The sequence below is a fragment of the Vibrio sp. qd031 genome (genome assembly GCF_002100145.1).
Classification (GTDB): Bacteria; Pseudomonadota; Gammaproteobacteria; order Enterobacterales; family Vibrionaceae; genus Vibrio.
The window spans coordinates 710036-733923 of the sequence record NZ_JXQD01000025.1; the positions used below are offsets into that span (position 1 = coordinate 710036).

The 23888-nt window shown below is 45.5% G+C and carries 21 protein-coding genes; 13 read left to right on the forward strand and 8 right to left on the reverse strand.

Going from position 1 to position 23888, the window contains the following annotated elements; all coding sequences use genetic code 11:
• Positions 1 to 32: 32 nt before the first annotated feature.
• Together ST37_RS15180 and recQ are read right to left on the reverse strand one after the other, a co-directional pair.
• Complete coding sequence (locus tag ST37_RS15180) at positions 33 to 623, reverse strand: CoA pyrophosphatase (RefSeq protein ID WP_084887858.1); 591 nt, start codon at positions 621 to 623, stop codon at positions 33 to 35.
• A 98-nt stretch (positions 624 to 721) separates the two neighbouring features.
• Positions 722 to 2848: a DNA helicase RecQ gene (recQ, locus tag ST37_RS15185; protein ID WP_242426310.1), complete on the reverse strand. Its 2127-nt coding sequence runs from the start codon at positions 2846 to 2848 to the stop codon at positions 722 to 724.
• 295 nt (positions 2849 to 3143) lie between these two features.
• On the opposite strand from recQ, the gene ST37_RS15190 reads away from it, so the two are divergent.
• Both ST37_RS15190 and sugE read left to right on the forward strand, forming a co-directional pair.
• Complete coding sequence (locus ST37_RS15190) at positions 3144 to 3890, forward strand: phosphatase (RefSeq protein WP_084887862.1); 747 nt, start codon at positions 3144 to 3146, stop codon at positions 3888 to 3890.
• A 79-nt stretch (positions 3891 to 3969) separates the two neighbouring features.
• Positions 3970 to 4287: a quaternary ammonium compound efflux SMR transporter SugE gene (gene sugE, locus ST37_RS15195; protein ID WP_084887864.1), complete on the forward strand. Its 318-nt coding sequence runs from the start codon at positions 3970 to 3972 to the stop codon at positions 4285 to 4287.
• A 234-nt stretch (positions 4288 to 4521) separates the two neighbouring features.
• On the opposite strand, the gene pabB is transcribed toward sugE, so the two are convergent.
• On the reverse strand, positions 4522 to 5919 hold the full coding sequence (gene pabB / locus ST37_RS15200; protein ID WP_084887866.1) for an aminodeoxychorismate synthase component I: 1398 nt from the start codon (positions 5917 to 5919) through the stop codon (positions 4522 to 4524).
• Between the two features lie 123 nt (positions 5920 to 6042).
• On the opposite strand from pabB, the gene ST37_RS15205 reads away from it, so the two are divergent.
• From ST37_RS15205 to ST37_RS15240, 8 genes are all read left to right on the forward strand, one after another.
• Complete coding sequence (locus ST37_RS15205; RefSeq protein ID WP_084887868.1) at positions 6043 to 7554, forward strand: fumarate hydratase; 1512 nt, start codon at positions 6043 to 6045, stop codon at positions 7552 to 7554.
• Between the two features lie 89 nt (positions 7555 to 7643).
• Positions 7644 to 7829: a hypothetical protein gene (locus ST37_RS15210; protein ID WP_084887870.1), complete on the forward strand. Its 186-nt coding sequence runs from the start codon at positions 7644 to 7646 to the stop codon at positions 7827 to 7829.
• 84 nt (positions 7830 to 7913) lie between these two features.
• Positions 7914 to 9293, forward strand: a complete 1380-nt coding sequence (locus ST37_RS15215; RefSeq protein ID WP_084887872.1) for a YcjX family protein — start codon at positions 7914 to 7916, stop codon at positions 9291 to 9293.
• Complete coding sequence (locus tag ST37_RS15220; RefSeq protein WP_084887874.1) at positions 9287 to 10360, forward strand: TIGR01620 family protein; 1074 nt, start codon at positions 9287 to 9289, stop codon at positions 10358 to 10360. The genes ST37_RS15215 and ST37_RS15220 overlap by 7 nt, the downstream gene beginning before the upstream one ends.
• A 74-nt stretch (positions 10361 to 10434) precedes the next feature.
• Positions 10435 to 11985, forward strand: a complete 1551-nt coding sequence (gene tyrR, locus ST37_RS15225; RefSeq protein WP_084887876.1) for a transcriptional regulator TyrR — start codon at positions 10435 to 10437, stop codon at positions 11983 to 11985.
• A complete protein-coding gene (gene rimJ, locus ST37_RS15230; protein ID WP_084887878.1) occupies positions 11975 to 12538 on the forward strand; it encodes a ribosomal protein S5-alanine N-acetyltransferase in 564 nt (187 codons plus the stop codon). Before tyrR ends, rimJ begins: the two co-directional genes overlap by 11 nt.
• Positions 12538 to 13128 (forward strand): HD domain-containing protein, encoded by a 591-nt coding sequence (locus ST37_RS15235; protein ID WP_084887880.1) that lies wholly within the window; start codon positions 12538 to 12540, stop codon positions 13126 to 13128. Before rimJ ends, ST37_RS15235 begins: the two co-directional genes overlap by 1 nt.
• Before the next feature lie 17 nt (positions 13129 to 13145).
• Positions 13146 to 13619: a DUF2947 domain-containing protein gene (locus ST37_RS15240; protein ID WP_084887882.1), complete on the forward strand. Its 474-nt coding sequence runs from the start codon at positions 13146 to 13148 to the stop codon at positions 13617 to 13619.
• Between the two features lie 127 nt (positions 13620 to 13746).
• Here ST37_RS15240 and msrB read toward each other — a convergent pair whose 3' ends face one another.
• The 4 genes from msrB to ST37_RS15260 all read right to left on the reverse strand — a co-directional run bounded on the left by msrB (position 13747) and on the right by ST37_RS15260 (position 20321).
• Positions 13747 to 14868 carry a peptide-methionine (R)-S-oxide reductase MsrB gene (gene msrB / locus ST37_RS15245; RefSeq protein WP_084887884.1) on the reverse strand — a complete coding sequence of 374 codons (1122 nt, stop codon included), beginning with the start codon at positions 14866 to 14868 and terminating at the stop codon, positions 13747 to 13749.
• Between the two features lie 129 nt (positions 14869 to 14997).
• Complete coding sequence (locus ST37_RS15250; RefSeq protein ID WP_084887886.1) at positions 14998 to 17742, reverse strand: hsp70 family protein; 2745 nt, start codon at positions 17740 to 17742, stop codon at positions 14998 to 15000.
• A gap of 67 nt (positions 17743 to 17809) precedes the next feature.
• Positions 17810 to 19687, reverse strand: a complete 1878-nt coding sequence (locus tag ST37_RS15255) for an Hsp70 family protein (RefSeq protein ID WP_084887888.1) — start codon at positions 19685 to 19687, stop codon at positions 17810 to 17812.
• A 1-nt stretch (position 19688) separates the two neighbouring features.
• On the reverse strand, positions 19689 to 20321 hold the full coding sequence (locus ST37_RS15260; protein ID WP_084887890.1) for a DUF2760 domain-containing protein: 633 nt from the start codon (positions 20319 to 20321) through the stop codon (positions 19689 to 19691).
• Positions 20322 to 20559: 238 nt separating this feature from the next.
• Between ST37_RS15260 and ST37_RS15265 the strand changes: the two genes are divergently transcribed.
• Positions 20560 to 21090 carry a 3'-5' exonuclease gene (locus ST37_RS15265; RefSeq protein ID WP_084887892.1) on the forward strand — a complete coding sequence of 177 codons (531 nt, stop codon included), beginning with the start codon at positions 20560 to 20562 and terminating at the stop codon, positions 21088 to 21090.
• Between the two features lie 16 nt (positions 21091 to 21106).
• On the opposite strand, the gene ST37_RS15270 is transcribed toward ST37_RS15265, so the two are convergent.
• Positions 21107 to 21547: a TerB family tellurite resistance protein gene (locus tag ST37_RS15270; RefSeq protein ID WP_084887893.1), complete on the reverse strand. Its 441-nt coding sequence runs from the start codon at positions 21545 to 21547 to the stop codon at positions 21107 to 21109.
• 79 nt (positions 21548 to 21626) lie between these two features.
• On the opposite strand from ST37_RS15270, the gene ST37_RS15275 reads away from it, so the two are divergent.
• Positions 21627 to 22367 carry a sulfite exporter TauE/SafE family protein gene (locus ST37_RS15275; protein ID WP_084887895.1) on the forward strand — a complete coding sequence of 247 codons (741 nt, stop codon included), beginning with the start codon at positions 21627 to 21629 and terminating at the stop codon, positions 22365 to 22367.
• 165 nt (positions 22368 to 22532) lie between these two features.
• Complete coding sequence (locus tag ST37_RS15280; RefSeq protein ID WP_242426311.1) at positions 22533 to 23885, forward strand: MipA/OmpV family protein; 1353 nt, start codon at positions 22533 to 22535, stop codon at positions 23883 to 23885.
• The last annotated feature ends 3 nt before the right edge of the window (positions 23886 to 23888 follow it).

The following is a 23888-nucleotide window of genomic DNA, read 5'->3' on the forward strand; positions in this document are numbered from 1 at the left end:
AAAACCAGACTTTAAACAAAACACCAAAGCGATTAAATCGAAAGTTGCCTCTGTAAGGCGTGCAATATTTGAGCGGTTACACCCCAAATAAATTGTTGTTCAAATAAAGCGCCATAAATAGTATGCGACACTCCTTTGTGTGTGACGCTGTAACTACTCAAGGCGTCTGGACTGAGTATGAATGATGCTGGAACCTCAAACAGCTCTGCCACTTCGTTCTCGTCGATGATCGGTTGATAGCTTGCATCGATAAAAGCAACGATAGGTACAACGGAAAAACTAGACACTGTATTGAGTGAAGGAAGTGCGCCAATAACATTGATCTTGTGTGGAGGAATACCCAACTCTTCATGGGTCTCTCGCAAAGCCGTTTCCGCTACGTCGAGATCGTGCTTTTCTACTTTACCTCCAGGAAAACTCACTTGTCCTGGGTGATGTTTTAGATGGTCTGCTCGACGAGTTAACACCAGCTGGAGCTGTTGCTCTCGCTCGACCAATCCGATAAGTACCGCGGCATCACGCAGTGGTTTCGGTGAAGAGCGCACCTTAGAAAGTGGCCGATGGTGCTGATACTGAGTGGGTGAAAGGCTTTGAAAGCGCAACAAAAATTCGTCTTTAGTCATAATCATCTATTCAGAAATTAATGATAATTGGCGTTTTAAGGTGATCGCGCCGATTCACTTTATATGCAATACAGAATAATCGACCTATCTGTTCAATACTAGGGCCTGTTTTGCCACGTTAAATGCGCTAGTATGGCTTTGAGTTGATCGTAACTCCATGATTCGCCCAAAGCGTCGAAAAGCGGTTTGAGCTTCCTATCTCTTATAGAATTTAGCTGTTGGGCTTTTGAAGATACCGCAGCAAGTTCTGACTCGTTAATATCCATCAGCTGATGCAGTTCGACTTGACCGACTTCAACGCCGCTCACTAAGTGTCCATAGATGGTTGCACTTGATAGCGAGCGTTGCGAGGCAATTGTGTCTATGCTGTTGCCTTGTTTAAACAGTGTGCAGCTTTGAAGTTCCGTTGCATTTAGCTGTCGTGCTTCATACTCGCGAGCCTGTATGACCGCGATAAAGGCGTCGCCATATTTCGCTACTTTGTTCTCGCCAAAGCCTGACACGCTAGATAAGGATTCTTTGGTTAGTGGGCGAGACCTAGCGGCTTCACGCAAGCTTTTGTCGTGACAAATTACATATGCGGGCACGCCTTGTTCAGTCGCAAGCTGTGCTCTTACGGATTTGAGTTTATCAAATTGCTCGATGTCGGCAGCATCAAGTGCGTCGCTAGCCGCAGGTTGGGTGGCACGAGAGCCACTTTTGCTTTTTCTTAATTGCCTAAGTTGCACATGTTTTTCGCCACGCAGGATTTCACGGCAACTCGATGTGAGTTTTAAGTTATTGAATTCACCTTCAACGGTTAAATAATCCATTGCGATAAGTTGACGAAAAACCCCTTTCCATTGGTTGGCGCTTAGGTCTGTGCCAATGCCAAACGTCGATAAGCTGTCATGCCCAAAGCGCTCAATTCGTTGATCCTTTTTGCCCAATAGAACGTTGATGATATAAGTGACAGAAAAGCGCTGGCCACATCGATAGACTGCAGATAACGCTTTTTGAGCCGCTTCTGTTCCATCCCATGTACTTGGTGGGGACAGGCAGTTATCACAGTTACCGCATGGTTCGCTCTGCTGCCCAAAGTATCGCAACAGTGTTTGTCGACGACAGTCGATCAATTCACAATAACCCAATAGCGCGTTGAGCTTTTGAGATTGAATTTGCTTATACTCGCGCGGGCCATCAGAGTTTTCCAGCATTTGCCTTTGCAACACCATGTCTTGCATGCCGTAGGCCATCCATGCGTTTGCTGGCTCGCCATCTCGGCCCGCGCGCCCGGTTTCTTGGTAATACGACTCGATGCTTTTGGGTAAACTTAAGTGCGCGACAAACCGCACATCCGGTTTATCAATACCCATACCAAACGCGATTGTCGCTACGATGATCACGCCGTCTTCTCGCAAAAATCGTTGCTGATTTGTTTCTCGCACTTGATTAGACAAACCTGCATGGTACGGCAGTGCGGTGCGACCTTTTTCGTTTAACCACTGCGCGGTTTCTTCGACTTTTTTTCGTGACAGACAATAGATAACGCCCGCGTCGTTAGGGTGTGAATCATTGATAAACGACCAAAGATCGGCTTTTGCGTTGTTTGGTTCATTAACATGGTATCGAATATTGGGCCTGTCGAAACTATGCACATAGTGCTTTGCGTCGACAAGTCCAAGCTGCTCGGCGATTTCGTGTTGCGTTTTAGAGTCTGCTGTTGCAGTAAGCGCAATCCTAGGTATAGATGGGAAGCGATGTTGAAGCACTGATAGCTTTTGATACTCAGGACGAAAATCATGACCCCACTGACTCACACAGTGCGCTTCATCAATGGCAAACAAAGAAATTGATGTTTGTTCCAACAACTGTAAAGTTCGCTCCATTAATAACCGCTCAGGTGCAACATAGAGAAGCTGTATTTCATTATTGAGCACCCATTGCTCCACTTGCATCTGCTCGTACTGATCTTGTGTAGAGTTTAGAAACGCAGCTTTAATGCCTAATTGATGCAGAGCATCGACCTGGTCTTTCATTAAAGCAATCAACGGGGAAACGACAATGCCTATTCCCTCTCTGGCGAGAGCGGGTATTTGATAACATAATGACTTCCCACCACCCGTTGGCATGATTGTGAGAACATGATTGCCTTCGATGAGTTGCTCAACAATGTCTTGCTGTTGATGTCTAAAGTCTGAATATCCAAATACCGATTGCAATATGTTTAAGGGGGATTGTGTCACGCCGATTCTCTTGAACTCATTTGGGGTATCGACACGCTGTGGCAATACGCTAGAAATAGATGAAAAGAGATAGTAACGAATTGAATACAAAACGCTAGTCAAGCGGTCAGGATATCGTTTATACCAACCGAATTTAGTACTTTTTCTTATTCTGTAACCCATCTAAACATGAAGACGCTTAGTCAATGGACACGAAATCCGATATAGTGGGACCTTAAGTACTTGTCTGTATTTTCAGGAAAGACAGTGATGCCAACTCGGTACTTATCGAGTAGTCGAATTTAAAGAGATATCAATGAACATAGTCGTCGATACCCATACCCATACCGTTGCTTCAGGACACGCCTACAGTACCTTGACTGAAAATGCCTCTGCAGCCTCACGTCATGGTCTGTCGCTATTATGTACAACAGATCATGCGCCCAAAATGCCAGGTGCTCCTCACTATTGGTACTTCAATAATCAAAAAATATTACCTCGTTTCTTGGAAGGTGTCGGTATTATTCGCGGAGTAGAAGCCAATATTTGTAACCAAGTCGGTGAGATTGACCTCCCGTTGTCATCAGATCCTCTTTTAGACTGGGTGATTGGCAGTTTCCATGAGCCTATTTTTCATCCATGTGATGAGGCAAGCCATACTAAGGCATTGATTTCGGCGATTGAGAGTGGTCGAATCGATGCTTTAGGGCACCTAGGCAACCCTAATTATCCATTTGATGTTGAGCGAGTGTTATCCTGCGCCAAACATAATAATGTGGCGGTAGAAATTAATAATACTTCACTGATTGGTAACAGTCGCAAGGGCAGTGAAGAGCGTTGCGACCGAATTGTCGAAGTGGGTGCCAAACTAGGGGTATTATTTACTACCGGGTCAGACGCTCATTTTTACGATCAAATAGGCCAACTGCAACTCGCGGTTGCTTTGTTAGAGAAATATGGTGTGCGCGAAGAAAGGGTTATTACTTCCTCGACTCAGCAATTTTTGCATTTTTTGACACTGCGGGGCAAACCACGCATTGCCGAGTTCGACGCGCTGTATTAAATTGAGATTACTATTAGAAGTAAGGACGACCTTACCGCTCAAATTTTGATGGGGACGACCCCAATCCATAGAGAATTTTATGCATTGGATAATTTTAGTCGTCGCAGGTTTATTAGAGATTGGGTGGGCAATAGGACTCAAGTACTCACAAGGCTTCACCAAACTAGGGCCGTCCATTGCGACAGTATGCTGTTTACTCTTTAGTATTGTATTGCTCGGCGTTTCAATGAAAACTCTTCCGGTAGGTACTGCCTACGCAATATGGGTAGGGATAGGTGCAATCGGTACCGCGCTGTTTGGCATTGTTCTGTTTGATGAATCTACCGATGTCATTAAATTGGTGAGTCTTGGTTTGATTTTTGGCGGAATTATCGGACTCAAATTGGCTCACAGCTAATAGGCTCACCATTTGATATGAACGCTTAGAGTGCTATTTCTCACTATGACTAACCAAAGCCATTACCTGATCATTCTTGCTCGTTAAAATCACGGATAACGGCGTTAAAGATTTTGTAGGTCGAACCACTTTCTACAAAATCTTTGCCTTGTTCTCAGCAATCTTTTAGATGCAATTTGCTAACCAGTTAATGACTTCGTTTGGCATACGAGTTTTTAATCAAAAAATGCTTGTTTAATCTAATGTAGGTAAGATCTTCGCCAGTTTGTCTAAGGTTTCTTGATATTCGGCATCGGCCTGACTATCCACAACCAAGCCTCCTCCCGCCCACGCATACAGGGTTTGGTTTTGCGCCACTAATGTTCGAATAGCAATATTCGTGTCCATTTTATTGTTGTTGCTGATATAGCCAATACTTCCGCAGTACGCATTTCTAGTATGTGGTTCGAGCTCTTCAATGATTTGCATTGCGCGTACTTTTGGGGCGCCGGTTATTGAGCCACCGGGAAAGCACGCTTTAAGCAGCTCGCTGGCACTCTTATTTGGCGCAAGTTTTGCCTCGACGGTACTGACCAGGTGATGAACCGCTGGAAATGACTCAACATCGAACAGCGAGGGGACATGCACTGAGCCTGGCGTGGCCACGCGCCCAAAGTCGTTTCGCAATAAATCAACGATCATCAAGTTTTCGGCCTGATCTTTCTCGGCGGTTGCGAGTTCGACAGCATTGTCTTTATCTTGGGTGGGAGTCACGCCTCGTGGCCGCGTCCCTTTTATTGGTTTGGTTTGCATTTCATCGCCATCTAAGCGAATAAATCGCTCGGGTGAAACGCTGATAATTGCCGAATCTTCTAGACGCAAAAAGGCAGAAAAGGGACCTTTGTTGCTGTTCTCCAGTTTTTGAAAAGCGCGCCATTCACAACCTTGATAGGCCGCTTGAAATCGCTGCGCCAAATTGATCTGATAGCAATCACCCGCGTAGATGTATTGTTTTACTTTGTTGAAGCGCTCGATATAGCTCGATTTGTCCATATTAGATTGCCAAGAACTGAGTAACGAAAAAGGCTTGGAGTCTGGCTTAGTTGACGCAATGAGTTGAGCGTAACGCGCTTTTGCGTCTAAACCCACTGCTGACGCTGTTTTTGTTTTATGGTCAATGATTATAGCCCATGTGAACACGCCAACAGCCATATCAGGTACGGAGATATCATTTATAGTGCTCGCAGTGACATGCTCTATCGTTTTGCCCAGTTCATAACCCCATAGGCCTAAGATACCGCCGCAAAATGGCAAACTCGACTCAAGGTCTGCCCAGCTTGGTAAGCAGCGTTCTATCTCGCGCAACACGTCAAAGGGTGCAGCCTCAATGGTGATTGAGCTGTCTGAGCTACCGATAACGTTGAGTGTCCCGTGACTGGACACTGATGCTATTGGATCAAAAACCACAATATCGTAGCGGCTATCTGGGTGAACAGCACCCGCCGACGAGAGGAGCATTGACCAGGGCTTGTGCTGGACCTTAGAAAACAGCTCTTGGGCCAATAAGGGGTGATAATCGAGACTAAGTTTTTGAAATTTCGCACTATCGAAACTAAAACGAGCAAATAATTGCGTAATTTGTGACAAAGACATAAATCCCTAAATAGCCAGTTTTGGCTGCCAAGAGTATCATAAATTGAACGTGTTGAAGCTCAACAGGTTCTGAAAGAACAAGTTTTGTTCACTGGAAGCCTAGAACGATAAAAGAGGATCGCTATGACGGTCATAAATAAAGAAGATCTAATCAGCAGCGTTGCTGATGCTCTGCAATACATTTCCTATTACCACCCACTTGATTTTGTACAGGCGCTGGAACAAGCGTATGACAAAGAACAAAGCCAAGCGGCCAAAGACGCCATCGCACAAATTTTAATTAACTCGCGAATGTCCGCAGAAGGTCGCCGACCAATTTGTCAGGATACCGGCATTGTTACCTGCTTTGTGAATATTGGTATGCAAGTGCAATGGAATAGCGATCTCACCGTTCAACAAATGGTGGACGAAGGCGTACGTCGAGCCTACACCGACCCCGATAACCCTTTGCGAGCATCGGTTCTAAAAGATCCGGCGGGTAAACGAATTAATACCAAAGATAATACGCCAGCAGTCGTGCATATTAATATGGTGCCGGGTGACAAAGTTGAAGTTCAGATTGCGGCTAAAGGTGGTGGCTCTGAAAACAAAACCAAAATGGTCATGCTAAATCCATCTGATGACATTGCAGAATGGGTTGAAAAAACGTTGCCTACAATGGGTGCAGGTTGGTGTCCACCAGGTATGCTAGGGATAGGAATTGGTGGCACGGCTGAAAAAGCCGCGGTATTGGCCAAAGAGTCGCTCATGGAACATATTGATATTCAAAAGCTTATCGATAAAGGCCCAGAGAATGCGGAAGAAGAGCTTCGACTTGATATTTTCAATCGAGTAAACAAACTGGGCATAGGTGCACAAGGCTTAGGTGGCTTAACCACTGTTGTTGACGTAAAAATTAAAACCGCTCCGACCCATGCCGCATCCAAACCTGTGTGCATGATCCCTAACTGTGCGGCGACGCGCCATGTGCATTTCACATTAGATGGCAGCGGTGCAGCAGAATTGCCCACGCCAAAATTGGAAGACTGGCCACAGATCACGTGGGAAGCGGGCGAGAATACTCGTCGAGTAAACCTTGATAGCATTACGGCTGATGATGTCCAAACTTGGAAAACGGGTGAGACATTACTGTTATCAGGAAAAATCTTGACCGGAAGAGATGCTGCGCATAAACGAATTCAATCTATGCTGCAAAGTGGAGAAGGGCTACCTGAGGGTGTCGATTTCAAAGGTAAGTTCATCTACTACGTTGGACCTGTTGACGCAGTAGGGGACGAAGTTGTTGGCCCTGCAGGCCCAACAACGTCGACTCGTATGGACAAGTTTACGGATATGATGCTCACACAAACGGGTGTCCTTGGCATGATCGGTAAAGCTGAACGTGGTCCTGAGACGGTTGCGTCGATTAAAGAGCACAAAGCGGCTTACTTAATGGCAGTGGGTGGCGCGGCTTATTTGGTGTCTAAGGCGATCAAAAAAGCGAAAGTTGTGGCGTTTGAGGACCTCGGCATGGAAGCTATCTACGAATTTGAAGTAGAAGATATGCCGGTTACGGTCGCTGTGGATTCAAAGGGTGCGAACGCACACCAGATTGGCCCAGATACTTGGAAAGTAAAAATAGCAGAGATGGACTAAAAATAAGAAAAGCGCAGTTTTCTGCGCTTTTTCCTATCATTTCAACGAGCTATTTCCTAAAGTAAAGAAAAAACCAATCTGGAGAAACCATGCCAAAGTTTGTACAAGCTTTACAAATCCTCATCGCTATTTTGGTTGGCGGTGTGATTGCCTATGACCTGATACTCGGAGGGATCGCTATTTTCCACGAAAAGTATGTGACTATAACGGTTGCCCTGACACTTCTGCTTGAGTTGGCTCTTTTTGTCATCTACAAACTGATCGAAGAAGATTAACATCCAGCAGAATGATATCGCGTTGGGTAAATGGCTAGATCTTTGAATACTATTTGCTTACTCTGAGTAAAACTAGAGGGTTGTATGAAGCGAATATCAAACGAAATTAACCAGTTACTTCAACGCGGTGTCGACGCTCATATTTCATTGGGTGTGACCGGACTATCACGCGCCGGTAAAACCGCTTTCATCACGTCTGTTACTAATCAATTGTTATACAGTTCCACACACAAAGCGATGCCTTTACTCACGGCACAATCTCAAGGTCGCTTGCTTGGAGCTCGGCAGGTAACACAGTCCAACATTCTTACGCCGACTTTTGGCTATAACGCCGCCATCGATTCATTAAGCCTAGAGCCACCCGTTTGGCCCAAACCGACTACCGATGTAGGGGCAATAAAACTCGCCTTGCGTTACACCCCGAAAAAGCGCACCAAGAAATTAATGGGAAGTACAGCTACCTTATATGTGGATATTGTTGACTATCCTGGGGAGTGGTTGTTGGATTTGCCGTTACTTGAACTTAGCTATGAGCAATGGAGCGACAGTCAATACCAACGGCTCGATGACACCAAACAAGCCTTAGCCAATGACTGGATTCACGGGGTAGCCAATTTTGAACCCGAACGGCCTTGTGACGACCAGGTGTTTAACGAATTGGCCAACACCTTTAGGGATTATTTGCATCAATGTAAAGATCATGGCTACCACTATGTCCAACCAGGGCGCTTTGTTTTGCCGGGTGAATATGCAGGGGCGCCAATACTGGACTTTTTTCCGCTTCCCAAAAGCGCATTTTCAAACAAAACCGTTAAAAAGTCGGCTCGATATGTTCTTGAACAGCGGTTTGAAGAATATAAAAAAGAAATCGTTAAACCGTTTTTCAAACACTATTTTGCACAGTTTAACCGCCAAATTGTGCTGGTGGATCTATTAGGTTCGCTTAATCAAGGTAAACACGCTTTTGAAGATATGCAATTTGCCCTCGAGCAGATCATTAAAAGTTTCAAGTTTGGCAAACATTCACTTATAAATCGTTTGTTTTCGCCCAAAACCGACAAATTGTTGTTTGCCACCACCAAAATTGACCATGTCACCCCAGAACAGCAGAAGAATGTCGATAAGTTACTGCAGACATTGATCGCTCCTGTCTGGCAATACGCCTCCTTTGAGCATGTAGAGCTAAAAACCATGTCGGTAAGCTCTATTCAAGCCACAGAGTATGGACTGGTTACAGACTCAAACGGAAAATCTCCAGCGCTGCGAGGGCAAGACATGGCCTACAATGCCGTCACCGTATATCCCGGTGAAGTCCCAGACAATTTGCCTCATGCTGATTATTGGGCAAAAACGGGGTTTGAGTTCTCACCGTTTGCACCTAAGCAGTACTCTAAGCTTGAACCGCTCGGGCATATAAGAATTGACGCAGCGTTAGAATATTTATTGGGAGATAAACTGTGGTAAAACCGACATCGTCTGAATCCAATGACTCGCATAATGCCGATATGAAGACCCGTCACGAGTCGAGTTCGTATAAGCCAAAGAAGGTGTTCGAAGAAGCGCGTACCAATGAGATCAATACAGAATCATTAAATGGAGCAAAACTGTTTGAGCAGCAGCAGACGTTTACGCCGGTTGCATTGCCAGAAGAAGAGGTTGAATCGCCCTTAGAGACTGCACTAACACCCAAAAAAGTGAGTCGTTGGACTAAGCTCGGACTAATTAGCTTCGGCGGTCTGTGTTCGTGGCAACTGCTAAACAGTTGGTATACCGCCGCTGTGTCGCAGGATTGGTTGGGGCTGGGGTGGGCAGCTTTTGGTAGTGCCGTAGCTCTAGCGGGGGCAAGCGCTATTGGTAAGGAGTGGTTTAAGCTACGCAGACTCAAAAAACAGATTTCAATGAATGACAAAGTCGATGCGATTATCGAGGCCGATCAGCGTAAACAAGCTGAAGAGTTTATTCAGAGTTTACACAAGCATAAAAGCGTTGAGCAGCCTCAATTTCAACAATGGGTAGACGCCAAGAACGAAAGCCACAGTGCTGAGCATCTGTTTACGCTGTACGACAATTTGGTTTTGGCAAGTAAAGACATGCAAGCAAAGTCAATTGTTAGCCAATATTCGAGTCAGTGCGCCATCTTAGTCGCGGCAAGCCCATTTGCGCTTGCCGATATTGGCATTGTCGCGTGGCGCGCGATGAAAATGATCAATGAATTATCCAGACTATACAGTGTCGAGCTCGGGTACTGGTCTAGGGTCGCTTTGCTAAGACAGGTATTTGTCACTATGGCCGCCGCGGGCGCAACCGAAGTGGCGGTTGACGCTGGCGTCGATATACTCTCGATGGATATGACAGCGCGAGTCTCGACACGGTTAGCACAAGGTGTAGGGGTAGGGCTGTTAGTGGCTCGATTAGGGATCAGAACCGTTGATTTACTGCGTCCCGTCGCATGGAAAGAATCGCAACGTTTTACATTGATGGATATGCGAGCAAATCTGCTGAAATCTCTTAAAACACTCACCTTTAAATAGGTAATTCTTGACCACGAAAAGCGGATACCTCACACTAGGTGTCAAGTATTGTTGACACCTAGTGTTGTAATCCCATGAAATTGGAAGTGTTGTGCCTTGATCGTTTAGGGCTAACCCAAGAGCTACTCGAACTGTTGGTCGCGCGTCACATCGATCTTCGAGGTATTGAAATTGATGTACGCGGAAAAATTTATCTTAACTGCACCGAAACAGACTTCGAGTTGTTTCGTGAACTCATGGTTCAAATTCGCCTAATTCAAGGTGTGACAGACGTTAGAACCATCCAATTTATGCCAAGTGAGCGTGAAAACCATGAGCTGTTCTCTCTGCTCAATAATATGCCTCAGCCAATCTTATCGCTAAACACTAAAGGTGAAGTCGATAAAGCTAACAAGGCGGCACTGCTGTTGTTTGGAGATAGAGATGGCTGTTTATCCGGGTCAGTGTTATCAAATCTATTGTCTGGATTCAGCTACAGCAAATGGCTTGATGCAGGCGCCACCGAGCAAAGCTTTACTGTCATCATAGATGGTCTAGATTACGATTTAGACGCTATCCCTATATACATTAAAGAGAATGAAACCGACACGATGCATGCCAGTACGTTGGTTTCAATTCGCAGCAAAAGCATGATTGCGGCGCAACCTGTGGTTAACGAACCAAGCAGGCAAGCTCGGGTGTTCGAGCATCTGGTAGGACGCTCAAGTAAACATAAAGTGATGATCTCACAAGCCAAAAAGCTGGCCCCACTAAATCAACCGCTGCTCATTCAAGGCGAAACAGGGACCGGCAAAGAAGTGTTGGCTCGTGCGTGCCACGACTCCACCTCTAGATCGGCGCATCCGTTTTTGATATTAAGTTGTGCATCGATGCCCGATGATGTAGCCGAAACGGAACTGTTTGGACATGCAGCAGGCCAATTTAACCAAAGCGAAGGTCATAAAGGTATTTTTGAACTTGCCGATGGTGGAACCGTCTTTTTGGACGAAATTGGCGAGATGAGCCCTCATCTGCAAATGAAATTGGTACGTTTCCTACAAGATGGCACTTTTCGACGAGTGGGCGAAGAAGAAGAGGTGCACGTCGATGTACGTGTCATAGCGTCGACGGCAAAAAACTTAGCCGGTATGGTTGATAATCACGCCTTTAGAGAAGATCTCTATTTTAGGCTCAATGTGTTAAACCTAACCATTCCTCCGCTTCGAGAACGTCTAAACGATGTTGAACCTCTGCTTGAGCATTTTATTGCGAAACACAGCCGAGCTTTGGGCGTAGAAAAAGCCCAACTCACTGATGATGGAAAAGCAGTGCTAGCGGACTATCAATGGCCAGGTAATATACGCGAATTAGAAAATGCCACATTAAGAGCGCTGTCGCTGAGTGAAGGTCAACTATTGGATGCAAGTGCCTTCGACTTGAAGCCACACGCGTTGTCGCAACAAGGCGCAAAACTGAACCTTGAAGGTTCGTTAGATTCGATTATGAAAGCGTATGAGGCACAAATCATTCAAACCTTGTATCTGTCGTTTCCAAGCAGCCGGAAACTAGCCAAGCGTCTAGGCGTTTCGCACACCTCAATAGCCAACAAATTACGAGACTACGAGATCAATAAGCATGAAGACTAATGGCTGTATTCATCAGGAATCTGACTTTATACTCCGATTAGCGGTCCCAGACGATGCCGGTAGGATCAGTGACTATTTTTTGCAAAATAGAGAACATCTAAAGCCGTGGGACCCTAAGCGGGAAGAGGCGTTCTATACGCTTCAAGGCTGGCGACAAAAACTCATTAAGCTGAATGAACTGCATCAACATGATCTTGCGTTTTACTGTGTCATCGTTGATAGCGAAGGCGTCATGTTAGGGACTATTTCATTTTCGAATCTCACCCAGTTTCCATTTCACGCCGGTAATGTGGGGTATTCGTTAGCTCAGAGTGCACAGGGGCGCGGCATTATGAGGCGAGCGTTGAAAGCAGCCTGTCAATGGATGTTTACTGAAAAAGGGCTGCACCGAATTATGGCCGCATACATTCCTCGCAATGTTCGCAGCGCTAACGTTTTAGAGTCGCTTGGTTTTGAAAAAGAAGGCTTAGCAAAACAATATTTACTTATCGATGGGCAGTGGCAAGACCATGTCTTGACGTCACTTATCAACCAACAATGGAAAGCACAGTAGTGGATAGATTAGATAAACAATTGGCGTTGGTTTTCGAACTCGACAAACTAAAGTCCGTGCTCAGACGTACAAAAGTAAAATCCGCTCAAGGGCGTCTAGAGAATACCGCGGAACACAGTTGGCATGTCGCTACAATGGCTCTGTTATGTGAAGAGCATGCGGACGAACCCGTGAACATCAATACAGTGATCAAAATGCTTCTGCTGCACGATATTGTTGAAATTGACGCTGGCGATACCTTTGTTTATGACGCGGTTGCATCGCAATCCCAGCAGCAAAAAGAGTTAGAGGCGGCCGATCGCCTGTTTGGCTACTTAGAGCCCGATCAACGTGCAGAACTACGCGCAATTTGGGATGAGTTTGAGCAAGCCGAGTCGGCGGAAGCTCGGTTTGCCAAAGCCATGGATCGTTTTATCCCTTTATTGATGAATTTTAACAATAGTGGACAAAGTTGGGTAGAACATGGCATCAGTCGTTCTCAAGTCATCGCAATCAATGGCCGAATCGAGAAGGGCTCTCGCGCATTATGGGCTAAGGCGCTTAATATCATTGAAACGTCCGTCGAAAACGGCTGGCTAAAACCGGAATAAAAACAAAAGCATTTACTATGAAATATCAATCGATTGACGACTATAAAAGAAAGTGGATTTTCACTCACGCTTCTATGCCACTGAGTGAAGACGCGCTCACGTTCATCAAACCGTTTTCGCAAGCGCAGGCTGCGCAGTTTTGGAAAGAGAACATATCTCGAGAAAGCCCAGATATGGAGCGTCTAAATCGCCAAGATTGGCCGTCAAATCTAGAAAACTGGAGCAGTGAAGAAGAGTGGATGAAGTCGTGGGATTCAGACGATGATTCGATGCCTGAAGAGTTGATGGCGCACTTAGATTGGCAGGACGATGTTACTGTCTACTTTTGCTATGAAAAATACAATGTCATTGAGACGAACTGGAAAACGTTTAAACGTCATTGGAAAAACTTTTTATTTTACGATGACGGTCCTATCTTGATTGCTCGTCGCCGTAAGCAAGCAGCATGGTTTCAAGATAATGGCAAAGTGAAGCTGGGAGCGCGCCCTTAACACTGAGTTGTTAAGAGGGTGATAGTGGCTATTGCAGCCAAGTTTAAGCAAAAAAAAAGCGCCTTACGGCGCTTTTCTCATTTGAGCTTAATGCGGTTGCTCTAAACCCGCAAAGGCGCAACTGTCTTCACTCAAACATCGGAAGGTAGCGTTCAAAGCCACGAGAGGCCAGTTGATCTTTGGGGATAAACTCTAAAGAGGCCGAATTAATACAGTAACGTAAACCTGTAGGCGCAGGCCCATCGGTAAACACATGGCCTAGGTGCGAGTCTGCGTATTTGCTTCTTAATTCAACTCGGGTGTAAAACAGTTTGGTGTCTTCGTGCTCGGTCACATAATGCGAGTCAATAGGCTTGGTAAAGCTTGGCCACCCTGTTCCTGATTTGTATTTGTCGGTTGACGAAAATAGCGGTTCACCCGACACAATATCGACATAGATACCTTCAGCTTTATTATCCCAAAATTCATTGTCAAAAGGACGCTCGGTGCCTTCTTCTTGAGTCACAACCCATTGCAGTTTGGACAGCTTCTGCTTAATTTCTTCATCACTAGGACGGGCATACACAATTGCGTCTGTAGCCGCTTGACCTTCTATAAGGCTAAGCAAGGTTACTGGGTTCTCTTCGCGATCTTTACCAAATATTTTGTCTAAGTATTGGTCACGACCAGAAGCGTGGCGATAGTATTTGTATCGAATTGGATTGGTTTTGTAATAATCTTGATGGTAATCCTCAGCGACGTAAAACTCTTCCAAGGGTAATACATCCACTTTAAGCGGCTTTTGATACACGCCTAAGGCGTCAACTTGAGTTATAAACTGTTCTACTTGCGCTTTCTGTTGCTCGTTGTGATAAAAAACAGCTGGGCGATACTGTGGGCCACGATCCACAAACGAGCCTTGATTGTCGGTGGGATCCATGTGTCTAAATAATTGATCGACAATGTCTAGGTAAGAGACTACCGACGGGTCGTAGCTTACTTGTATGACTTCAATGTGGCCGCTTTTTCCTGAAGCAACTTCCTTATACGTTGGGTTCGGTTTCTCACCACCGGCGTAACCAGAAACGACGTCATACACGCCGTCCAATTTCTCTAAGTCTGATTCGGTACACCAAAAGCACCCACCCGCAAGCGTGGCCAATTCTGCATCTTCAGGTACCTCGATAGCTGTCTTGGCGACGGATAATACCGAGCCAAATGCGGCGAATACTAGTAGGGCAATGAGCCACGGTGATTTTAACAACTTCATATCTGTTCCCTGTTTTTTGAGTAGCTTATTAACGTAGACATGATTTTTGCTATTTTTCTTTCAATGTCACCTCTATTTTTACGCTAAACCGCGCGGATTGATCACTGATTACCATGATTTAGTTGCTTTTTAGGAGACCAGTTTTAAACCACTTGGTAGCGTATCACCGAGAGCTTTAGCCTGAGACTCGCTATCTAATTGTTGTACATTAGCGACCATAGAAATCCAACTCGCTGGGGCTTTAACCTGTTGTAAACGCGCGATTACTTCTTGTTGTAATGATTCGCTAACCACCAGTTCGCGATCGGCGACGTTGGCGGCGAGCATGCTTGCACAAAATGCCATGCCATCACTTTTGTCCCAACTTAACTCAAGCAACGAGGTTAACCAGGCTTCAACCGTGGATTTTGGCAAAAGCTTTTGTTGGCTTTGTTGCATTGAAAATCTTGTGCCGATCCTTGCAACAGCCCACCAGTGTGTCGCAACATGTTCTTTTTGATGGGTTGCTCGTTTAAAGAACCAGTTTCCTAGCAGCAGTTTATCCTCGGCTTCAAGTTGTTCCAATGACGCGGCCAACCGCACCATCGATTCGTAGCCATGTTGGTGAGCACGTTCTCGTCCTTGTTTACAGCTGACTGCACCTGGGTGTAAATAGGGTGCAAGTTGTGTCAACAATTGTTCTTGTTGTTCTTGGTTTAATCCACCAGCGACGCGACGCCATAACGTCCACCAATCATTCCACGACTGAGTAGATGGAAACTGCAATGTATGCTGATTCAATGCCCACAGCTGTTCAATTCGCCAAGAGTCATTCACGTCGCCAAACCCTGGTCTAAGTGCATGCCCCGCGAGTCGTAGCCAAACTTGTTCGTGTCTATCGCTACGGCGACGTCTTTTTCTTCCTTGCTGTAAGGTGTCGTAAATACTGCGAAGCGTATCAAACGACCATTCATCTTTGTTGCCGAGCTGTTTTTCTAGCTGGCGAGTAAGTGCTTTGATTTCCTTGCCGTCAGAGTTTTTTCGGTTCCCACTAAAAGCCTGACTGATGAGTTGATTGGCAGTCTTAAGCTGAGGGGAAGGCGCACCAACAGATTCCTCACTAGCATGTTGTCGAGTATCGAACTCTAGCTCCCATCGGTGATCAGAATCCAAAGATTGACACTCGAGTTTAATGGTTCCAATCTCGGTTTGCTGAGTGATCAGTTGGACGTCCACGTTGTTGGCATCAATGGTCTTGTCACTTATTGTAGTAACAAGTGCAGGTAGTGGATGTAAAGGTGCGTTCACGACGTCGATGATCTGACCGTGCGCAACTTCATTCTGTTTGACTAATATCTCTTGATGGGCGCTAAGTACATGAAATCTAGCAGGCTGATTGATCGTGAGATTGAAGGTGCGACCGGTCAGCTTAACCTCGGTTCCTGGCATTTCCCCTTTTTTGAGCAGGCACAAAGCGCGACCGGGGCCACTTTTACTCGGAAGATGCAGGTAGAAACTGCGCGAAGCACCACTCTTGATGGTGGCTAGCTTACCTTGTTTGGCCTGTAGGAAGGCAACGGCTCCATAAGCAACACTATGATCAGGGTGAGGGTTCTTTAATACGGTTACGTCACGACTTGACCATGATGATAGAAGTTCAGTAACGCGTTTTGCGACTAAAGCACTGTTGAATAAACCACCGTTGTAGAGCACCGCAGTAGGCATACCTGCCTGCTGTTTATGTTGGGCTAAAAACTGGGCGATATGTTTCGATATAGCAGGATCTGAGACAAAAGGTAAACCAAACTCTACGATCGCGCCTCGTTTGGTACTAGGCAGCGCGTTGATATCAGTAAGTGGGAAAAAGCCGTCTAACGCTAATTGGTGAAGGTCAGATTTCGTTACGGAGGTACTTCGGCTTGCCCCAATAAGCTTTGAGCCGCCACCGAGTAAGGTGATTTTTGATTCAGTCAGTTCGTTGTCGCCTAGCAGCAGCTCTTTCGTTTTACGCGCTTGCTGAGCCAGCTTACTTAAATTGGCGGTATTCATACGCGCATTGTCATTTAAGCTTCTTTCAGCGAGATGAGCGATGGCAAGGTCAATGTTATCACCGCCAAGCATTAAGTGCTCTCCGACTGCAACCCTGTTTAACTCAAAATTGTTATTGTGGTCATGGGTGGCTATTAAGCTCAAGTCGGTAGTACCACCGCCAACATCCACCACTAAGATTGACGCATGCTCTTTGAGCTGCTGCTCAGCGTCTTGCTGACTTCGAGCAACCCAGTCGTAACACGCGGCTTGAGGCTCTTCTAAAAGAGTAACGTTATGTAATCCCGCGAGTGCCGCGCCCTCTAGGGTAAGTTTTCGCGCCGCTTCATCAAAAGAGGCGGGAATGGTGATTGTTAGTTTCTGTTCGGCAAGCTTGTGGACGGGATGTTGATGATCCCATGCTTGTCGCAAATAATTGAGGTAACTCGCACTGGCAATAACCGGTGATATGCGGTGAGTCTGTTCGCTCGCAATCCAGGGTAAAATGGAATCATGTCTATCGACTTTGTCGTGGGACAGCCAACTTTTTGCACTAGACACTAGTTGTGATGGAGAGTGCGTACCCAATTCGCGAGCCCACTCGCCAATGATTGCAGGTTGCTCATCGCCTAACACAGGCTGCTGTTGCCATGGTAGGGTGAGATCAGCGGCGCTAAATTGTGTTGAATGCGGATGAAACCGAAAAGAGGGCAAACTGAGTCTGTCTGCTACTTGTCCAGGTCCAATAAGTTGTGGAATGGGAAGTAAGTTAATCGGCTCATTGGGGTTAGCATCAATACTGGCGAAAGCCACGACGCAGTGAGTGGTACCAAGATCAATTCCCACTAAGTAAGCTGGACGGCTCATAGGGTCACCTAAGATAAGACAAATTATCAATATGAAACGGCGCTTAAAGCGCCGTTTTGATTAAGGGTTATTCTTGTTCTGCCCGCAGGTCAAAATCAACACGCCACGCTTCTTGATTGTCTGACGCAATAGCTTGCAACTGCAGGGTGCCTAATTCATCAACCGACGATCGCAGTGTCACTGGGACAATGTCACCGGGTTGACGTCCATTATCTGCGGACAACGTTAGATGCACTTCAGGCAGTTCGTCCAATTCACCGTCAGCCCAGTGATCAAGTAAATCCCCAGCTTGGTCATGTTGACGAGCGGTTGAGCCAAAGAATTGGAAATGCACCGGTTCACCCACGACAAGGCCAAATTCTTTTTTTGGCATGACAGCTTCGCTGCCTTCTTCAAGACCAAATGGCGCAATACAATAGGCTTCCATCGGTGGCGCCATTCCAGGAATGGCAGGTAATGCACTTTCAACGCCGATGTAAAAGCTCGACGAGATACCGCCGCGAATGCGAACGCCATCACCTTGTCGTACTTCACTGTAGTATGCCGCGCCGTGAGCAACAGCCAAATCCAAATTAGTACCAGTCAGTACTTTTAAGTGTGGTTTATTTGCTTCAGTGAGCCATTGGTTTATGGTCTCTAGAAGGCGCGTTCTCAGTCGATCAGATTTTAATACGCCACCATTAAATAAAATGGCAGTAGGCGCTCTAAAGCTTGCGCTAGCGTCCGCCTCTATAGGTTGCCCACCCAACATAGGATTACTGATCATTGACGCAAATGGGTCATTGGTTTGCTCAGCGTTTTCACCATGTTTGGAAAGAAAACCTGAAATATGTTTAGTAATCGCAGGATCCTGTGCGTAAGGCAGACCCATTTGGGTTAGAGCACCTCGGCGGGCTTGTTGCGGTTGATTGTCTATAGAAACGTTAGGGAAAAATCCTTCAACTAAGAACTGCGTGACTTCGTGTCGGGTTAACTCGCACTTAAGCGTAGTACCAAGTAACTTTGAACCACGACTCGGGACAACGATAGGCACTGACTCTATGTCGTTGTCTGCAAGCAATGTTTCTTTCGCGTCGCGACAAGCTTGAGTAATAGCCTGAATTTGCCATGGCTGTATTTCTTTGCCAATCGCTGCGAGTTTTGCTTTCACTTGGTAGGCGAGGGCAAGATCCATGTTGTCGCCGCCAAGTAAGATGTGTTCGCCCACCGCAATACGTTCAAGAGAGAGGTTGCCGTCATCATCGTTAACCGCCACCAATGAAAGATCGGTGGTACCGCCGCCAACATCAACGACTAAGATAGTATCGCCTGTTTCTAGCTGCTCACGCCAGTTATCTGCTGCCAAATTTAGCCAGCTGTAAAGAGCTGCTTGAGGTTCCTCGAGTAAAGTGAGATGTTCAAAACCGATACTACGCGCCGCCTCAGCAGTGAGTTCACGCGCTGCTGGATCAAACGATGCGGGCACAGTGATAGTGACATCTTGTTCAGAAATAGGCGCATTTGGAAAGCGATGGTTCCACGCATCATGAAGATGGGTAAGATACAGCTCGGTCGCACGTAAAGGAGAAATTTTCTCAACGTCCTCTGGACTGCCAGCAGGTAAGATAGCATCGCGGCGATTAACTCCGGCATGGCACAACCATGACTTTGCTGAGCTAACTAAACGAGTGGGGCTCTTGGCGCCCATATTACGAGCAATTGTACCGACTAACGCTTCTGGCTCTGTCGTCCAAGGTAGGGTTCGAGATCCTTCGCCCAATTCGTGATGATGAGCTTGGTAAACGAAAGACCCGAGCTGAAGAGGCTCTTCAACTTGCCCTGGAGCGGTAAGTTGTGCAATGGGCAGCAACTGCACGCCATTGTTTTGGTCACTTTTATCCTTGTAAGCTATTACGGAGTGGGTCGTTCCTAAATCTATACCCACATGATACAACGCTTGTGACATATTAGAGTTCTACCTCTGCTGGAGCAATGACAGACAAGTTAATGTCCTTAGATAGTTTTGGAAGCGAAAGCTTATCTACTTTCCAACCTTTATGTAGCAACAATCCACGATACGGTCCGTCACCAATGATTTGCCCTACAAGGCGGATGCTTTGAGGATCAAAATCTTGCTCAATTTGCACCGTTGTCTCTTCGCTTTCGTTGCGCACAGGCGACAATTCGACATAGTTTTTAAGCAGTTTTTGACCACCCGTATGGATAACGCGCGCCGCAGCACCTACATCTTCATCGCTAAAGCCTGTTAAGTCTTCGTTAAGAAAATCAATAAGTCGGGCTTCTTTTTGCATTAGCGACAGCAGCTGCAACGCAGAATCTTGATTTGTGGTGGTAAGGTTTGATTCAACCTCAACCACTTTCTCGATGACTTTCTCTACCTCAACGACTTTCTCTACTTCAACTTCAACGATTTTTTCAACTGGTTTCTCAACCTCTACAATCTTTTCGACTTCAATTTCTTTTTCGATAAGTTGGGGTTTTTTGTTGAATGCCAATAGAAAGCCGGTCAAGGCTAACGCGGCCAATATGCCGTGTAATAGATCAAAAACCTCAGGGATCTGTGAAAGGTTTACAGTCATGGTACTTGCTCTCGCTATAGAATAGATAATTGACTAGATTGTAGCTTTATATGGGGTTGAGTGTAATTAATTCAAGCATCTACACCCGCTGATTCGACCACTTTTACAGCAATCTATCGTTGGTGAGACAAAAAGTAATCAAACTAGTCGCTTTAAATGAGTAGCAGGTTCTTTGTTCTTTGACCTTAGCAGTGGGATGGGTACAATCTGTGGCAAGAAATATTAGGACTCAACGAGCATGAACTATAACCGTGTAGTGTGTTTCGACCTTGAAATGTGTTGTTGGAACGTGGATGGCAAGGGCACAACCGGAGAAATAATTGAAATAGGGCTAGCGGAGATCGATTTGGCATCACAAACCATCGTGAAACGCGCGCAATATTATGTGAAGCCAGAACGAGATCAGGTGTCTCAGTTTTGTGTTGAACTGACTGGAATTACTCCGCGAAAAATTGAAAAACAAGGTAGACCTCTAAAGCAGGTTATACAGTCCATGATCAAAAACTTCGGTGGCACAAATAAAATTTACGCCAGTTGGGGTAGAGATGACCTTATTTTTTCCAAAGAGTGTGAGGCGAAAGGAATTCCGTTTCCGTTCAATGAATTTATTAACTTAGCCACATTGTATCGAATACAGCACCGTCTAAAAGACAAACGAATAGGGCACAAACAGGCTCAAGAATCTCAAGGTATTGCTTGGGAAGGGCGACAGCACTCAGGTTATGTCGATGCCTACAATTTAGCAAAGCTAGCGCTCACCATGTTGTAACAGCTCCACTTGATATCTAGTGCGGCACTACCAGTAACTTGGCTCTAATGTACTCACTATGGTCGACATACAAAAGCTCTGCAACTTGACGAATGATAGCTTCTTCTTGCGGATCAACGGTACCGTCGGCATAGGCGACTTCCCATAGACCTTGGATAAGCTCAAAACGCTGTTCGGGATCCATCGCTCTCAACTGCGTGGTGTATTCAAACAGTGACACTGCATCTTTTAACTGTTGAGACCCTTTTTCAATGAGAGCAATGGATTCACTTTCTGAAATTTCAGTGATTTTTTGCAGCAGACTCACTTTGGCTTGATGTTCGTCTAGATCCGCCACACTATCGGCATGCGATACTTCACAGAGTAACCCTGCAATTGCTTGATGCTGTGACTCGCTGCTGGTTTCAAGTGGCTCTGGATTTAGCTTCTGGAATAATTGACTGATCTTTCTAATCATAGTTGCCTCGATTCAAACAGGTTAAGTTTTAAATGGGTGCATACTACAAAAATACAACCTTTGGAGCCTTAAGAGCAACATGTTTGAATTCAGTTCGATACTCACGTTGGATGTCGCCCTCGCGGTTTTACTGATATTTGCTGGGTCATTTGTACAAACAACCATTGGCTTTGGCATGGCAATTGTCGCGGCGCCACTGCTGTTTCAACTGGATCCCCATTACGTACCAGCGCCAATTTGCCTCGTCGCAATTGGACTGTCGTTAATTAATGCCTCTAAGCATAAAAGTTCGATCTCTATTGGAGGACTTAAAATGGCGATAATAGGTCGCATTCCGGGATCGGTCGTAGGCGGGTTGTTACTGGTTTACGTGTCTGCCTCTTTAATGTCATTAGCACTTGGATTTTTTGTATTGTTATCGGTGTGCATTAGTTTATTGCCTATTCGTATAGAGCCAAATCCGTCTCGCATGATGATAGCGGGATTTTTCTCAGGGTTTATGGGCACGTCGTCGGCCATTGGGGGACCACCTATGGCACTTTTATTGCAGCATCAAGAGGCCAATAGGTTACGTGGTAACCTGTCAGCGTTCTTCCTTTTTAGCTCGATTATGTCTTTGATTGTATTGTTTTTTGTTGGTCATTTCACGCTTACCCATGTGTGGCTGACACTACCATTATTGCCTGCATCTTACTTGGGCTATCGTTTAGCGCTGCTGTGTTTAGGACGTATATCGCAACAAAGTATTCGCTATGGTTCTTTGGTGCTATGTTCCCTAAGCGGAATCACAGCCATCGTGCAAGGGTTTCTTTATTATTAGCCGCCACTTGTTTTGTTACTCGTGTTTCTCATTAATGTGATTGAGTGCACACTACTCTTTTTTTATGATGGGATTGCGATTACACTCATCAGAGCAATCGACGTCATTGTAAACCGTGAATATTTATAACCCAGCGATGGCTATTTCCGAAGAAAGGATTCTTACTTGACTAAACACATGACTCAACTTTCTTTATTGGCGATGTCCGTTGGCACCGCTTTTGTTACTGCAACCAGTTATGCTGCTAATACTGCTTATCCAGAACAAGAATGGGGCATCGCTGCTGTTTTTCGAAATGCCGACGTTCTCTACGATAATGATATTAACGCTGATTCTGTATCGACCTTCATTCCGATGCTTTTTTACAAAGGTGAGTTCGGTTACTTAAATGGGCTTGAGGCCGGTTTATATCTCTTTGACAATGACCAAAGCCCGCTAAGCGTATCTGCCATCACTCGCATGCGCTTTATCGATATTCCAGCCGATTATCAAAACTACATCGGTGGCGACACCGGTGATCTCGGTGTGTTATTTGACTACACAGTCGATGAGAACTGGACACTTAGACTCGATGCCATGATCGATCAACAAACCAATTGGCACTCAAACTTAGAAGCGCGTGGCACTTACGGTTATAACAACTTTATTTTCGAACCCAATTTGAGAATGCGCTACAAGACAGCCAGCTTTAACTCGTTGTACTACGGTTTGGAGCCTCTGGTTGTTGACGATGCCCAAGTAGGTGAAACCATTGGATCGGGCATTGACTACAATATTGGTTTGGATGTGTCCTACCATGTCGCGTCCAATCTTTACTTGCTTGCCGGAATAGATTATCGATTCTTAGATAGTGAGGCGAAAAATGTCTCTTTTATCAATGATTCGACACAGGCTGAGTATTACCTTGGATTTGGGATCTTTAACAATAAAGACGTGCCCCCTAAAAAAGAGTTAGACAGCAAAGCTTATTGGAGAATTGCTCACGCATGGGGAACACCATCGAGCTTAGGCGATATTATGCGCTTTGATGTCGAGAAAGATCCTTACGATAGTCAATTAACCACGTTGTTCTATGGACAACCGTTAACCGATGAGTTGTTTGGCCTTCCATTAGACATTTTTGTAACGCCTGGTTTTGGTTGGCACTGGAGTCACGAAAAACAAAGCAGCACCCAAGAATATGTTGTCGCAATTAAAGCCTATTACACGATTGACTGGCCATTTAAATGGCGTGTTGGTGTCGCGGAAGGTTTGTCTTATGTTAAGGACGTTACTTATTTAGAAGAGTATGACTTCACCGAAAGGAAAGACTATGCTAATACGAGTAACCTATTAAATTACCTAGATTTTTCTTTCGATGTTAATTTGGGTGACCTGTTTAATTCTCCAGACCTAAATGACCTTTGGCTGGGCTACTACGTTCATCACCGCTCAGCGATATTCGAAAAATCATCTCAATACGGCCGACTCAAAGGCGGTAGTAACTACAACGCTGTCTATTTACAGTATCATTTTTAGCCA